Here is a 13,709-nt window from a genome sequence, read left to right as displayed (position 1 = left end):
ATTACCTATGGCGGATTACAAAGCAACTGCAAAAGGGATTTTAGAGCATATTGGTGGACCAGAAAATATCTCTAATATGACTCACTGTGCTACACGGTTACGTTTAAACTTGAAAGATCCATCTAAGGCAGATGATGCTGCTGTTAAAGCTGTAGATGGTGTTGTGGATGTTGTCAACAGAGCCGGACAGTATCAGATATTAATTGGTACAGAAGTCCCCCATGTTTATGACGAATTTGAGATACTCGTAAAAGGCAATACAGAGAATTCTTTGGAAGAATCATCAGGTCAAGGTGGCAGTATTATCAGTAAGATTTTTTCTGCTATATCAGGAATTTTTGCACCCTTACTGCCGGCTTTAGCTGGATCAGGAATTTTACGCGGCCTACTTATTTTAAGTGTCCAATTGGGCTGGATTAGTGATAAAAGCGGTACCTATAGCATTTTGTTTGCTGCCTCTATGGCTGTTTTCTACTTTCTTCCGGTTTTACTCGCCTTTTCTTCTGCACGGCGTTTCGGAGCCAGTCCCTACGTTTCAGCCTTAATTGGAGCTGCTTTATTGCATCCTGACTTTTTATCTTTGCTAGGAAAGACAGGTAATGGTGCTACGACAAGTTTTTTTGGAATTCCAGTTGTCTTGATGAATTACAACTCAACGGTTGTTCCTATTATACTTGCGATTTGGGCTTACTCTTACCTCTATAAGTGGTTAGACAAGCATATTCCAGAAACACTTAAGCTTGTTCTGATTCCTTTGGTGTCTCTAGCTATTATGGTGCCCTTAACCGTTATTGTTATTGGTCCGATTGGCGTATACAGTGGTGAAGGAATTGCTAATGTTGTTAATTGGTTAATTGAACGCAGTGGTGTACTGACAGGTATCCTTGTTGGCGGTGGCTGGAGCGTCTTGGTCAGCTTTGGTATCCACTGGGCAGTCAACCCTATTATGATTAATAATATTTCTCAAAATGGCTATGATTATATCTGTCCTCTGACCTTTGCCTGTAACTTTGCTGTTATTGGAACGGCCTTTGGAGTTTGGCTCAAGGCAAGGAATAAAAACCTTAAAAATTTTGCGATGACAGGCGTCATTACCATTGCATTATCAGCAATTATTGAGCCTACCCTATTTGGTATGCTTGTAAAAAACAAAAAACTGTTTTTGGCACAAATTATTGCAGGTGCAGCTGGCGGAGCTTATCTAGGTTTGACTAAAGTTGTTACCAACGCTTTTGTGTTCGGCAGTGTAACAACCTTTCCGGCATTTATCGAAAGCAATGCCAATGTTATTAATGGTGTTATCGGTCTAGGGATTTCTGTTCTTGTTGGTGCCGTTCTTGGCTTTGTTTTCACAAGTAGAGATGACCAGCTAGCTTAGACGACTGCATGAAATAATTTTCTGAATATGGTATCATTATTACCAAAATAAAGGTAGATAATAAGATGATTCCATACGAAAGACAACAAAAAATATTAAGCTTGTTAAAGGATACTGAATTAGTCAAATTTGATGAGATTCAATCCGTATTTCCACACGTTTCTTCCTCAACACTGCGGCGCGATTTAAAAGAGCTTGAAAAGAACAATAAAATTGAATATTTATCAGGCGGTGCTATTAAATTAATGTCAACTGTGGGAGAGATTCCAATCACAATGCGCAATACGCTTCATGGTGATAAAAAAGATAAAATCGCTAACCTAGCGGCTAAACGAATTCACGATGGCGATGTTATCTATCTCGATTCTGGCTCGACATGCTCAGTATTGTTTAGAAAAATTCTAAATAAGAGGATTACAATCTACACGACCAATACTGATTTATTCGCACTTGCTGACAGTGTTGTAGCGGAAGTTATTATCTTAGGAGGTCAATTTAATCCTATAAACTCCTCAGTAAGTGGTGCATTAACTGAAACGAACCTGAGGAGTATCTATTTCGGTAAATCTTTTTTAGGGGTTAATGGTGTTGATGAAAAATTTGGGGTAACAACTCCGACACTTGTCGAAGCGACTAAAAAGAAGATAGTACGGGAACATTCCGATGAAGTTTATCTCCTGTGTGATAGCACTAAATTTCATAATTTATCCAATGTCAAGGCCTTTGATCTAAAGGATGTCACGGTCATATCAGATCGCTGGGATGACAGCCTTGGGAAGGTTACCTCTATGATAGCAGCTGATTGATGTTATTAATTAGTGATAAGTAAGGTTCTGTATCCGTTTCTTCTGGAAAATCAAATGCTAGATATTGAGACGTCAGGAGACAAAATCGCCATTGTTTATTTTTAGCGGGCGAGCTAGTAAAGAAGCAAGGCAGCCTGCCTATAGCGGCTGCCTTTAGTTAGTGGGATACTTGGCCGCTTTCTAAGCCTAGGCGGTAACTCAAAGTGGTTCCTTTTTGGACCGCTTGATCCCTTTAAGTTGTTACCTTGCCTAGTCTGATAGGATCTTCTTTGAATGTAAGAGATTGTGCTTTATAAATGTGGACTGCCTTCGGATCTAAAGTTTTTAGAGATTGTGCTGTATCTGTAGCGATTTTCTTAATTTTTGTCGTATCGTTTAACTGCTTAATTGTCCTATGGAGGAGGATGTTATGACGACATTATTGTGTCCCAGCATGATGTGCGCAGATTTCGGCCATTTACAAAAAGAAGTTGAAAACCTGAATCGTGCTGATGTGGATATCTATCACTGTGATATTATGGACGGTGAATTTGTTCCTAATATAACCATGGGAATTAATGATATTAAAGCCATTAGAAAATACACCGATAAATTAATTGACTGTCACTTAATGATTGAAAAACCTGGAAATAAAGTGGATTGGTTTATTGATGCAGGTGTAGATTTGATCTATATTCACCCAGAAAGTGAACGTTACGTAGTGAAAACACTCAGCCATATCAAGGATAGTGGAAAATTAACTGGCCTAGCGCTAAATCCCGATACAAGTGTTGAAACAGTCGGTGAAATGCTAGAATTAGTTGACTACCTGCTGGTTATGACAGTTAATCCAGGATTTGCAGGCCAGAAATTTATTGATTTTACTAAGAAAAAGATAAAAAGGCTGGTTGATTTAAAATCAGACTACCATTATAAGATTATGATTGATGGTGCTTGTAGTCCAGCTATTATCGAAGAATTAAGTGCCCTTGGAGCCGATGGGTTCATCTTAGGCACCAGCGCCTTATTTGGCAAAGAAAAACCTTACGCAGAGATAGTAAAGGAATTACACAAGTTATGAAAATTGGTATTGGAAATGATCATGTTGCTGTAGAATATAAGCAGGCTCTTAAGGCATATATTGAAGATAAGTATGGCTATGAAGTTGTCAACTATGGGACAGACAGTACAGAGCGATTTCATTATCCCGAATCCGGGAAAGCTGTGGCTGAAGCAGTAGCTTCCAATAAGATCGATAAGGGAATTCTAATTTGCGGTACTGGTGTTGGCATTGGTATTTCGGCAAACAAAATCAAAGGCATTCGCTGTGTCATTTGCAGCGATCCTTATTCAGCTAAATTGTCCCGCCAGCATAATGATACGAACGTTTTGGCTTTTGGCTCCCGCGTAGTCGGATTAGAAGTAGCGAAGATGATTGTGGATGAATGGCTCACGGCAGAGTATGAAGGTGGACGTCATCAAGTGAGGTTGGATATGATTTCTGATATTGAAAATCAGGGAAATATAGATTAAGAGTAATCTACAAAAGTATTTAAATTTTTTTCGGTTTCTATTATTTTTTCATCTCTTTTACGAATAAATAAGGTGAGGAGGTGAAATGATGTATAATAAAGTCATTCTTATCGGCCGCTTAGTTGCTGCCCCCGAGATGATTAAAACATCCTCGGATAAATCAGTTACCCATGTGACTTTGGCTGTTAACCGACGTTTCAAGTCGCAAGACGGTGAGCGTCAGGCGGATTTTATCAATATCGTCTTATGGGGAAAACTAGCTGAGACGCTGGTTTCCTACGCCAACAAGGGTAGTTTGCTGTCTCTTGATGGTGAGATACGCACACGCCGTTACGATAAAGATGGTCAAACTCGCTATGTAACTGAGGTTCTAGCCCAGTCTTTCCAGCTTCTAGAAAGTCGGGCTCAGCGTGCCGTACGTGAAAATAATACGGCTAGTGACTTAGCGGATCTTGTCCTTGAGGAAGAAGAGCTTCCCTTTTAGGTCTGACGTATCCTTATCCTAATACTCAAAGAGTATCAAACAACTTTCACATCCATATAACTCCAGGGTCTGAAGTAAAACTCCTGCTTCAGGCCTTTTTTGCCTTGGTAAGGAAGAATCTCAAACAAGAAAATGTTATAATAGGAATGATATTAAGAATGCAAACGGATAAAAAACAAAATGGGAGGTCAGCTCATGAAAATTATCTTCAGTGATATTGATGGAACGTTACTTAACCAATATCATGCTGTAACGCCGGCTACACAGGAAGCTATCAGAGCTTGTGTTGCTAAGGGGCTTTATTTTGTACCAGTATCGGCCCGTATGCCAGAAGCTATTCGCCCTATTATGGCAACAATTGGGGTTAATAGCCCCTTGATCGCTTACAATGGAGCTTTACTTCAGACTGAAGATGGTAGGACTATTGCGTCCAAATCTCTTCCTATGGCAGAGGCGATTGCTATTGCTCAAACGATTGAAAATATGGCTAAGGACTTAGCTTGGAATATTTATTCTTATCAGGATTGGTTCTCCTCTTATCAAGCACACGATTTAGTCGAAAACGAAGAAGTTGTGGTTGGGCTTAAATCGCAAGCAAGCCGGCTTTCTGAACTTACCCATATTCAGGAAGCTCATAAGGTCTTGGTCATGTGCCCGCCAGAAAAAACCGATGCTGTGTTACAAGAACTTAAAAACTCCTATCCCAGCTTATCGATTGCCAAATCTCTGCCCCATTTGATTGAAGTTATGGCAGCTGGTATTGATAAGGGACAGGCAATCACGGCTCTTTGTGCCTACTATCAAGTCCCTAAAGCTGAAACGATGGCCTTTGGTGACAATTATAATGATTTGGAAATGCTAGAAACAGTGGGTCAAGGAGTTGTTATGGGGAATGCTCCTGAGCCTTTGCAAAAGCGTATAGGCAGAGTGACATTGGATCATAACCATGATGGTATTGCTAAAGTTTTAAGAGAAGAAATACTGTAGGTGATGGTTTGAAAAAACGCAAGTTTGTTATGGGAAACTTTCTGTTAGCCTGTATTATTATAGCTATTTCCTATGCCTACTATCAGTACCAGCCAGCTGTTCAGGGGCAAAAAAGGATTGGGGTCACCTTTATGACCATGAACAACAGTTTTTACAGCTATCTCAATTCGCAGATAAAAAAAGTAACCGATGAAAAGGGTGATGTCCTGCTCCTTAGAAATCCTGTATTAAGCAGCGATAAGCAGGCTGAACAGGTGAGAAAATTTGTCCAACAAGATGTCGATGCGCTTATTATCAATCCCGTTAATGGTAATGATAAGCAACTGTTATCGGCTGTAAAACAAGCCAAACGCTCGGGTATTAAAGTAGTGGTAGTCGACAGTCAGCTAGCTGATGATTTGGCTGATACCACTGTGGTATCAGATAACTATCAAGCCGGTGTCATACTAGGCAAACGCTTAATGGTCAGTCAGTCATCGGCTAATATTTACCTCCTGGCTCATGAGGGGACCTATTCAGCAGATGAAAGGCTTCAGGGCTTTAAGGACACTATATCAGGCCGCAAGGATTACCATATTGTCGGAGATGCCAATGCTCAAGGTCAGACGGAGCTAGCTATGCCTCTGACTGCCAAGGCCTTAACGGAGAATCCTCAAATTGACACAATCATGGCGATCAATGATCGCAGTGCTATCGGTGCACTGGCTGCTCAGGAGAACCTCAAACTTTCTCAGTCCAAAATGATCTACAGTGTTGATGGCTCTCCCGATGTTAAATCTCTGATTGCTAGAGGAGACAGCCATTTAGTCAGTGTAGCCCAATTTCCAACCCAAATGGCTGATAAGAGTATTGACGCTGTTTATCAGCTTTTAGAGGGAGATGAGGTCAAAAAAAGGATTACCATTCCTGTAAAGCTGGTGGATAAAGACAACATAGCTGATTATAATTTGACGGGGTGGGAATAATGACGAGTCAACGTGTCATAACATTAGCGCGCTACAGTCTTGTTGTACTCAATTTTTTTGCAATTTGGAACATTGGTATGACCTACCTTTTGACGAGTAAATACATTGTAGCCCACCATTTGAGCCAATCCTTGTTAGAAAACTTAGAAATAGTGCCCCAACCTCCTAGTATCGTCTTCTTTCTTTCTCTAGGGCTCTACCTGTGCTTAGTGGGGGTTATCTATTTCAGAGAGCGCCAAGGACAGGCTAATTTCAATTTAGCAGCTGGATTGATTCTGCTAGAGTTTTTAGTGATGCTAGCAGTTTTCAAGACTCTCCAATATTCTTATAATGGTATTTTTCTGCTAGTGTTTTTAGATATCTTTTTTAGCTTAGACTATACCGTTTTGCAGCGCAAGCGCAGCTGGGCAGCAGTGCTGTTTATGAGTTCGCTTATGCTTCTCATCTCTGATCCAGATGTCTTATCCAGTATTATCAAGATTCCTTCTTTGGACACCTACTTAGAATTTTATTCGGAACAGACACAATTTGGTTTTAAGCTAGTCAAAAACCTTCTCTATTCCTTTAATCTTGTTGCTTTTTTCGGTTCTTTTATTTTTTACATTGTTATTAGTGCCAAGGAACGTCAGGAAATGCAGGAAAAACTGCAGGAAATTGCTAAAATTAATGAGGATCTGAATGCCTACGCAGATCTAACGGAAAAAATTACCGAAGATCGTGAACGCAAGCGGATTTCACGCGAAATCCATGATACCTTAGGTCATGCTTTGACAGGAATTTCGTCGGGAATGGACGCTGTCTCGGTGCTGATTGATTTGAACCCTGATAAGGCTAAGGAACAAGTCGATAAGATGTCTCTAGTCGTGCGCAATAGTATTCAGGATGTCCGTCGCTCTCTTGATAAACTTCGACCGGGGGCTTTGGAAGGTCATACACTGAAAGAAGCACTCAAAAATATGCTGTTGGAGTACCAAAGTTTATCCTCTTTGCAGATTGATTTTGTCTACGACTGGGGAGATGTTGACTTAGACGTCACAACCGAGGACATTATCTTTCGAGCTATTCAGGAGTCGGTTACCAATTCTTTGCGCCACGGTCATGCCAGCATAGTCACTATTCGATGTTATCAGGATGATACCTCTTACCGTATCGTCATTCACGATGATGGCCAAGGATGCGAGCATATCAATATGGGCTATGGACTTATGCAGATGCAGGAGCGGCTCAGCATGGTTGGCGGCCGCATCTCTTATGATGGCAGCCAAGGTTTTTTAACTCATATTACTATTCCGAGAATGAAAGGACAAATTCATGATTAAGGTGATGATTGCAGATGATCAGGAGCTGATCCGCGACTCCCTTCAAATTATTCTGTCAGCCCACGAAGATATAGATGTCGTTGGAACGGCTAGCAATGGCTTTGAAGTTTTAGAAGCTATTGCCTCCGAGCGTCCTGATGTTATCTTAATGGATATTCGCATGCCTAAAATGGACGGTGTTATGTGTACTCAGCGGGTAAAAGAACTGTATCCAGATGTTAAAATTATTATCTTGACGACCTTTGATGATGATGATTTTATTTTTAGTGCACTTAAGTTTGGTGCTTCGGGCTACCTCTTAAAGGGAGTATCAACACAGGAGCTTTATAAAGCAATTATTACTGTCTACGATGGCAAATCTATGCTCAATCCAGATATTGCAACTAAGGTGTTTAAGCTGTTCTCGCAGATGGCCCAATCAAATTTGAGTATTCAGGTAGAAGATGATCAGGTAGCTGATTTATCTAAAGCTGAATGGCGAATTATCCAGCAAGTTGGGTTTGGCTTGTCCAATAAAGAAATTGCGACAAAACTTTATCTGTCAGAAGGGACCATTCGCAACTATCTATCTAATATCCTCTCCAAACTTTCCCTGCGTGACCGAACCCAGCTGGCTATTTGGGCTGTTCAAACAGGTGTGACAACCAGAAATTTTGAGGATTAGATATATGGTAAAACATAAGTGGAAGAAGCTTCACTGGCAGATGTTGCTGCTGCTTTCCCTCCTTTTAGGGGTGGTCAGCCTGATTTACTGGAGCCGTTTTCATACTGTTCACTTGGAGCTGGGACTCTATACAGATAGCAGTTGGAATGTCCCCAGTGATGAAGGAACTCGCTTGATGGATCATGTTATTGCTAAGTTTGAAAAGGAGCACCCTAATGTTAAGGTGACTTATGAAAGCGGTATTGATAAGGATGATTATGCTGACTGGCTGTCAGACAAGATCGTTCTAGGGCAGACACCTGATATCTTTATGGTCCCTGACGGCAGTTTTAGCTCTTTAGCTCAAAACCAGACTCTTCTCAATCTCAGCCCCTATTTTAAGAAGCTCAATACCAATGATTTTTATCAATCCAGTCTCAAAGCTGGCCAGTACCGAGGCAAAAGTTATGGTCTGCCCTATGAAAATAATGTCATGATGCTTTGTATTAACAAGGATTTACTCAAGCAGGCAGGTGTCAGGATTCCTGAAGAGGGTTGGGACTTGGAAGAGTTTTATCAGCTGTGCAAAAGGTTAACTAAGGATACTGATGGGGATGGTAATCTTGACCAATTTGGAGTGACCGAATACAGTTGGCGGGATGCAGTATCAGCCTACGGGCTGTCTATTTTCGCCGCTGACAATTCACAAAAAGTCTCCATCAACAATCCCCAAATCAAATCGGCGCTAGACTATTATACTAAGCTGGATAAGCTATCTGGAACAACCAAATTGACCTCAAAAGATTTTGATAAGGGGAATGTAGCCTTTATGCCCATGACTCTGGCGGAATATCGAACCTATAAACCATACCCTTATCATGTTGCCAAATATTCCTCTTTTGAGTGGACCTGTGTTCGCATGCCCGTAAAATCCTCCAGAGTAATTCCTAATCAGCTCCAGACCTCCCTTTTTGGAATTTCATCTAAGAGCGGTCATAAAAGTCTAGCTTGGGAATTTATGAAACTTTTGGTTGAGAATGAACATCAGAGCCAACTAATGAAGAATTCTCCTGGAGCCTCTGTGAAGAAATCCGTGGTAACAAGCAGTTCTATGACTAAGCTTTTTAATCAGGATAGCCTCGGTGGTAACGCTCTTACTACCGACAATTTGACAGCTATGCTCTCACACTCGCGTGTTGAACCTCGCTCTCTAACCACCCAGGAGATATTAGACAAGGCTGATTACCTCATAGCTCAGTCCATATCGGAGGATAGCTTGGACGATGATTTACAGGCAATTCAGGATAAGCTGAACCAGTAGGCAAAAACCAGACTTATCTCCAATGATTAAAACCAATTAAAAACGCTCGCTCAAGGAGGGTCTGCGGCCTACTAGCAGCGTAAGTAAGCTACAAATAAAAGCGTTGGGAAGACAAGCGTCTTAGGAATTTGTCTTCTCGGCTCTTTTTCTTTTTAGTGACAAATGTCATTGTATGAGTGACAAGTGTTAATCGCATGATGTGACAAACAACAATGTAAAAGCGTTTCCAATTTTTGTAAAATAAAGACAATAAAAGGAGGGTCTTATGAAGTATCTGGTGTTAGTCAGTCACGGTGGCTTGGCCGAGGGATTGAAAACCTCGTTGGCCATGTTTGCTGGCGATAAGATTGATCAAGTTCTAGCTTTTGGTCTGCAGAATGGTAAGTCAGTTGACGACTTTGCTAGTCAAGTCAAGGAAGGCTTGGAAGCTCAGACAAATGAGCAGGATGAGTTTGTTGTTCTAGCGGATATTGTCGGCGGTAGTCCTCTGACAACATTCCTAAATGTTTTGGCCGAAAAAGGAAAATTGGACACAGCGCTAGTCATTGGCGGAATGAATCTGACAGCCGCTCTAACGGCTGTTGTCATGAAGGATATGCTGGAAGGGGAAGCTTTGGCAGAAAATATTCTATCGGAGGCTTCAACAGCTCTTCAGCAATTCCAAGTATCTGATGATGATGCTGACGACGATGATGACATTTAGTTAGTAGTGCTTGATGGTTAACTTCAAGTCTTTCTAGCTGGTAAAAATGCTATATTTAGCAATTTTGCTAACCATTTTATTGTAATTATAACTAGCCTTAGGCTAAATTTATTTTAAGAGGAGACAAGAACATGTCAATTTCATTTGTTCGTATCGATGACCGTATGATTCACGGTCAAACTGTAACACGTTGGGCAAAAGAGTACCCATGCGATGGGTTGATTGCGGTAAATGACGCAGCTGCCAATAATAAGGTGTTAATCCAAGCTTACAAGGGAGCATCGGATAAGAAAACTTTTGTTTGGACCAAAGAAGCTTTTGCGCAAAAATCTAAAAAAGTAACAGATTCTGATAGCCGCTACTTCCTCATCGCTAAGAATCCTATCGATATGAAGGAAATTTTGGTGGATCAAGGCTTTGTACCAGATGACATTAAAGAAATTATTGTCGGTCCAGCTAATGACCGTCCTGGTGCTGTCAAACTTGGTAACAACCAGTCAATCACTCAAGAAGAGGCCGATGCTATTGAAGAGATTGAGAAAGCTGGTTACAAGGTGAAATTCCAGCTCCTACCAGATGTTTCTATCGGCTACTGGTCAGACTTTAAATCACAATTTGGTTATTAACGTAGAAGGCTTGTCTAGGTTTTAAAACACTGGGTAAACTACGGCAATCGTTATGGTGGCTTACCTATCTACCTTACTAACTTTATAGAAACTGCCTATAAGCAGTTTTGTCTGGTGATAAAGAGAAAGGCGATTGTCGCCAGTTTTCTCGTAACGTTTTAGTATCTTGTTAACTGAACACGGGCTAAAATCCTAGTAAAAAAGATAAACGTCCTTGTGTCTTTACGACACAGCGTCCGTTTCCTATTTTTATACGGATTTCTTCACGCCCTTTGTATCTTGCTAATTGAATACGAGCTGCGAGCTGTGTCAAAAAGACAGCTTCTCCTAGAGTCTTGCGACTCTTCGTCGAACCTGCTATTTTGCCTCTGCTCGCTGACGCTCTTAGTATCTTGGTAATTGAACACGGGCTAAAAGCGTCGAGAAAAAGATAGCCTGCCTTATGCGCAAAGCGCATGGCGTTAGGCTCCTATTTTCTTCTCGCTTTCTTAACGCCCTTTGTATCTTTAAATAAAGGAGAATTATTATGACAATTTCTTGGTTACAAGCAGCCATTCTTGGCTTGTTTGCCTGTTTGTCTTCCATGCCTGGCCTAGGTGGTACGACCATTGGTAACTACACTTTAGGTCGTCCCTTAGTCGGAGGTCTGGTCTGTGGCCTGATCCTTGGAGATCTTAAAACGGGTATCGTTTGTGGGGTTGCTATGCAGCTCGTTTACATCGCCTTGGTAACACCTGGTGGTACTGTATCAGCCGATGTTCGTGCGGTATCTTATATCGGTATTCCTTTGGCGATGGTTGCTATTCATTCACAAGGGCTGTCAGCTAATTCAGCTGATGCAGCTAACCTTGCAAAATCAATGGGAACCTTGGTAGGTACTATTGGTACCGTGCTTTTCTACGGAACAGCTACTATGAACCTAGTATGGCAGCACATCGGCTGGAGAGCTGTTGAAAAGAGAGATTATAAAAAACTGTATGCAGTAGACTGGGGCCTTCCTTGGGTCTCCCATATCATCTTTTCATTCATCCCAACGCTAATTATGTGTAAATTAGGAGCAAGCGCAGTTACGGCGTTGAAAGAAGCACTGCCACTGGATGGTATTCCAATGAAGACCCTCTTTACGGTAGGTTCCTTGCTCCCATGTGTAGGGATTGCTATTCTTTTGAAACAAATTGTTGATAAGGCAGTTGACTTTATCCCATTCTTTGTTGGATTTACTCTTGCAGCATCATTGGGATTGAACTTGGTATCATGTGCAGTCATTTCCCTTATCTTTGCGGTCTTGTTCTATGAACTAGAAATGGCTAAAAACGCTAAGGCTACAGCAGTAGCTGGTGCAGATAATCTAGAATTTGATGACGATGAGGAGGATATCTAAGATGGCTCAAAAGAAAATTTCAAAGAAAACACTAACTAAATCCTTCCATCATTGGTATTATGGGAACTTAACCTGCTTCTCACAAGAGCATATGCAGACCTTTGGTTACCTGACCTCTATGCTGCCAATCGTTGAAGAGCTTTACGATAATGAAGATGATAAAGCGCGTTCGATGCAGACCTATACGGCCTTCTTCAATACAGAACCACAACTTGGTTCCCTTATTGTTGGGGTAACAGCTGGCTTGGAAGAAGCTCGTGCGAATGGTTCAGATGGTGTTGATGATGAAACTATCAATGGTCTACGTGCTGGTTTGATGGGACCGGTTGCTGGTATCGGTGATTCCCTTGTTGTCGGTACTTTGATTCCAATTATCTTAGGGATTGCCCTTGGCTTGTCAACTGGCGGTTCGCCGGTCGGTGCGATATTCTATATTGTGGTTTGGAATCTCTTAGCCTACTTCGGTATGCGTTTTGCCTACTTCAAGGGCTATGAACTTGGGGATAAGGCAGTTGAAGTTTTGGTTGGCCCTCAAGGACAAGCTATCCGTAAAGCCGTAGCTATCGTTGGTGGTATGGTTGTCGGTGCTGTAGCTGCGACTTGGGTTCCTATTAAAACATCCTTTGAATTGAAGAATTCTTCTGGAAAAGCTTTCTTAGTGCTGCAAGACCAGTTGGATGGTGTTTATCCAGGCTTGTTAACAGCTTTAATTACCGTTTTCTGCTGGTGGTTGATGGCTAAGAAAAATATGTCGCCAATTAAAGTTATGCTGCTCTTAGTAGTTCTTGCTCTTGTTGGTGTCCTGACAGGCTTCTTCGATCCAGGATTAAAATACTAAATCAAAAAATGGAGCGCTTATGCTGACAGAAAAAGAATTTATCACCGGTTATGAGAAGGAGATTGCCTACCAAAAGCATATGATTGAAAATCTAGGACGTTGGTTTACGCTGATGTTTCTCATTGCTAGCATTGGTATCATCTTAGTTTATCTGCTTTCAGCATATCTCGTCGTTCGTATTATCGGTATTGTCCTGATTATCTTGGGAGTATTAGGAATGCTGCTCTTTGGCTACGGTATTTACAAGGGGCGCCTTAATGTCCAAAAAGTTATCGATGACTTTGAAGAAAAGATGACTCGGGCAAAAGCAAAATAAAACAAAAACTTTGTCGGAAGACAGAGTTTTTTCTTGACTATTTTTGACCAAATGATACAATGATAAGTGTAATTAGCACTCAAGATATTAGAGTGCTAAAAAATATTGGAGGTTTATTATGTTGAAGCCATTAGGTGATCGTATTGTTGTAAAATTTGAAGAAGTAGAAGAAACGACAGCAAGTGGTTTTGTTCTAGCGGGCGGCTCTCATGAAGCCACTAAAACAGCGACTGTTGTAGCCGTTGGTCAGGGTAGTCGTACCTTGACAGGAGAACTCGTTGCTCCAAGCGTTTCTGCGGGTGATAAAGTACTCGTTGAAAATGGAGCTGGTCTTGACGTCAAAGACGGTGATGACAAGGTCTCAATCATTCGCGAAGCAGATATTTTAGCTGTATTAGCCTAATCGGCTAGATGATCCATGTCTGTAGTA

The 13,709-nt window shown here is 41.3% G+C and carries 16 protein-coding genes; all 16 read left to right on the top strand.

Going from position 1 to position 13,709, the window contains the following annotated elements; genetic code table 11:
* The first annotated feature begins 7 nt into the window (after positions 1-7).
* The 16 genes from ACVR1G_RS07005 (at position 8) to groES (ending at position 13,682) form a co-directional block, all read left to right on the top strand.
* The gene (locus ACVR1G_RS07005) at positions 8-1,378 is read left to right on the top strand and encodes a PTS transporter subunit EIIC (protein WP_447452472.1); all 1,371 of its coding nucleotides are present in this window, start codon (positions 8-10) and stop codon (positions 1,376-1,378) included.
* Between the two features lie 65 nt (positions 1,379-1,443).
* A complete protein-coding gene (locus tag ACVR1G_RS07000; RefSeq protein ID WP_447452471.1) occupies positions 1,444-2,184 on the top strand; it encodes a DeoR/GlpR family DNA-binding transcription regulator in 741 nt (246 codons plus the stop codon).
* Positions 2,185-2,593: 409 nt separating this feature from the next.
* Positions 2,594-3,244, top strand: coding sequence for a ribulose-phosphate 3-epimerase (locus ACVR1G_RS06995; RefSeq protein ID WP_447452470.1), 651 nt, complete (start codon positions 2,594-2,596; stop codon positions 3,242-3,244).
* Positions 3,241-3,696, top strand: a complete 456-nt coding sequence (gene rpiB, locus ACVR1G_RS06990) for a ribose 5-phosphate isomerase B (protein ID WP_447452469.1) — start codon at positions 3,241-3,243, stop codon at positions 3,694-3,696. The genes ACVR1G_RS06995 and rpiB overlap by 4 nt, the downstream gene beginning before the upstream one ends.
* Positions 3,697-3,784: 88 nt before the next feature.
* Complete coding sequence (locus ACVR1G_RS06985; protein WP_447452540.1) at positions 3,785-4,180, top strand: single-stranded DNA-binding protein; 396 nt, start codon at positions 3,785-3,787, stop codon at positions 4,178-4,180.
* A gap of 195 nt (positions 4,181-4,375) precedes the next feature.
* Entirely contained in the window at positions 4,376-5,167 is a 792-nt protein-coding gene (locus ACVR1G_RS06980) for a Cof-type HAD-IIB family hydrolase (protein ID WP_447452468.1), read from the top strand.
* 8 nt (positions 5,168-5,175) lie between these two features.
* The gene (locus ACVR1G_RS06975) at positions 5,176-6,132 is read left to right on the top strand and encodes a substrate-binding domain-containing protein (RefSeq protein WP_447452467.1); all 957 of its coding nucleotides are present in this window, start codon (positions 5,176-5,178) and stop codon (positions 6,130-6,132) included.
* Complete coding sequence (locus ACVR1G_RS06970; protein ID WP_447452466.1) at positions 6,132-7,451, top strand: sensor histidine kinase; 1,320 nt, start codon at positions 6,132-6,134, stop codon at positions 7,449-7,451. The genes ACVR1G_RS06975 and ACVR1G_RS06970 overlap by 1 nt, the downstream gene beginning before the upstream one ends.
* A complete protein-coding gene (locus ACVR1G_RS06965; protein WP_447452465.1) occupies positions 7,444-8,115 on the top strand; it encodes a response regulator in 672 nt (223 codons plus the stop codon). The genes ACVR1G_RS06970 and ACVR1G_RS06965 overlap by 8 nt, the downstream gene beginning before the upstream one ends.
* A gap of 4 nt (positions 8,116-8,119) precedes the next feature.
* Entirely contained in the window at positions 8,120-9,415 is a 1,296-nt protein-coding gene (locus ACVR1G_RS06960) for an ABC transporter substrate-binding protein (RefSeq protein WP_447452464.1), read from the top strand.
* Positions 9,416-9,680: 265 nt separating this feature from the next.
* Complete coding sequence (locus ACVR1G_RS06955) at positions 9,681-10,118, top strand: PTS sugar transporter subunit IIA (protein ID WP_447452463.1); 438 nt, start codon at positions 9,681-9,683, stop codon at positions 10,116-10,118.
* A 131-nt stretch (positions 10,119-10,249) separates the two neighbouring features.
* Positions 10,250-10,744, top strand: coding sequence for a PTS sugar transporter subunit IIB (locus ACVR1G_RS06950; RefSeq protein ID WP_447452462.1), 495 nt, complete (start codon positions 10,250-10,252; stop codon positions 10,742-10,744).
* Between the two features lie 526 nt (positions 10,745-11,270).
* A complete protein-coding gene (locus ACVR1G_RS06945) occupies positions 11,271-12,125 on the top strand; it encodes a PTS mannose/fructose/sorbose/N-acetylgalactosamine transporter subunit IIC (RefSeq protein WP_447452461.1) in 855 nt (284 codons plus the stop codon).
* A 1-nt stretch (position 12,126) separates the two neighbouring features.
* Positions 12,127-12,963 carry a PTS system mannose/fructose/sorbose family transporter subunit IID gene (locus ACVR1G_RS06940; RefSeq protein WP_447452460.1) on the top strand — a complete coding sequence of 279 codons (837 nt, stop codon included), beginning with the start codon at positions 12,127-12,129 and terminating at the stop codon, positions 12,961-12,963.
* A gap of 19 nt (positions 12,964-12,982) precedes the next feature.
* The gene (locus tag ACVR1G_RS06935; protein WP_447452459.1) at positions 12,983-13,279 is read left to right on the top strand and encodes a DUF202 domain-containing protein; all 297 of its coding nucleotides are present in this window, start codon (positions 12,983-12,985) and stop codon (positions 13,277-13,279) included.
* Between the two features lie 118 nt (positions 13,280-13,397).
* Positions 13,398-13,682, top strand: coding sequence for a co-chaperone GroES (gene groES, locus ACVR1G_RS06930; protein ID WP_447452458.1), 285 nt, complete (start codon positions 13,398-13,400; stop codon positions 13,680-13,682).
* The last annotated feature ends 27 nt before the right edge of the window (positions 13,683-13,709 follow it).

The organism is Streptococcus dentasini, from assembly GCF_053206945.1.
Note: the sequence above shows the minus strand (reverse complement) of the source record. Positions and strands in the feature narration are given on the sequence as shown.

Excerpts from the sequence above, each read along its gene's own strand:
- ACVR1G_RS06970 (WP_447452466.1), top strand. The coding sequence starts at position 6,132 with ATGACGAGTCAACGTGTCATAACATTAGCGCGCTACAGTCTTGTTGTA.
- ACVR1G_RS06965 (WP_447452465.1), top strand. The coding sequence starts at position 7,444 with ATGATTAAGGTGATGATTGCAGATGATCAGGAGCTGATCCGCGACTCC.
- ACVR1G_RS06955 (WP_447452463.1), top strand. The coding sequence starts at position 9,681 with ATGAAGTATCTGGTGTTAGTCAGTCACGGTGGCTTGGCCGAGGGATTG.
- ACVR1G_RS07005 (WP_447452472.1), top strand. The coding sequence starts at position 8 with ATGGCGGATTACAAAGCAACTGCAAAAGGGATTTTAGAGCATATTGGT.
- ACVR1G_RS06935 (WP_447452459.1), top strand. The coding sequence starts at position 12,983 with ATGCTGACAGAAAAAGAATTTATCACCGGTTATGAGAAGGAGATTGCC.
- ACVR1G_RS07000 (WP_447452471.1), top strand. The coding sequence starts at position 1,444 with ATGATTCCATACGAAAGACAACAAAAAATATTAAGCTTGTTAAAGGAT.
- ACVR1G_RS06995 (WP_447452470.1), top strand. The coding sequence starts at position 2,594 with ATGACGACATTATTGTGTCCCAGCATGATGTGCGCAGATTTCGGCCAT.
- ACVR1G_RS06960 (WP_447452464.1), top strand. The coding sequence starts at position 8,120 with ATGGTAAAACATAAGTGGAAGAAGCTTCACTGGCAGATGTTGCTGCTG.
- ACVR1G_RS06950 (WP_447452462.1), top strand. The coding sequence starts at position 10,250 with ATGTCAATTTCATTTGTTCGTATCGATGACCGTATGATTCACGGTCAA.
- ACVR1G_RS06985 (WP_447452540.1), top strand. The coding sequence starts at position 3,785 with ATGTATAATAAAGTCATTCTTATCGGCCGCTTAGTTGCTGCCCCCGAG.
- ACVR1G_RS06940 (WP_447452460.1), top strand. The coding sequence starts at position 12,127 with ATGGCTCAAAAGAAAATTTCAAAGAAAACACTAACTAAATCCTTCCAT.
- rpiB (WP_447452469.1), top strand. The coding sequence starts at position 3,241 with ATGAAAATTGGTATTGGAAATGATCATGTTGCTGTAGAATATAAGCAG.
- ACVR1G_RS06980 (WP_447452468.1), top strand. The coding sequence starts at position 4,376 with ATGAAAATTATCTTCAGTGATATTGATGGAACGTTACTTAACCAATAT.
- groES (WP_447452458.1), top strand. The coding sequence starts at position 13,398 with ATGTTGAAGCCATTAGGTGATCGTATTGTTGTAAAATTTGAAGAAGTA.
- ACVR1G_RS06945 (WP_447452461.1), top strand. The coding sequence starts at position 11,271 with ATGACAATTTCTTGGTTACAAGCAGCCATTCTTGGCTTGTTTGCCTGT.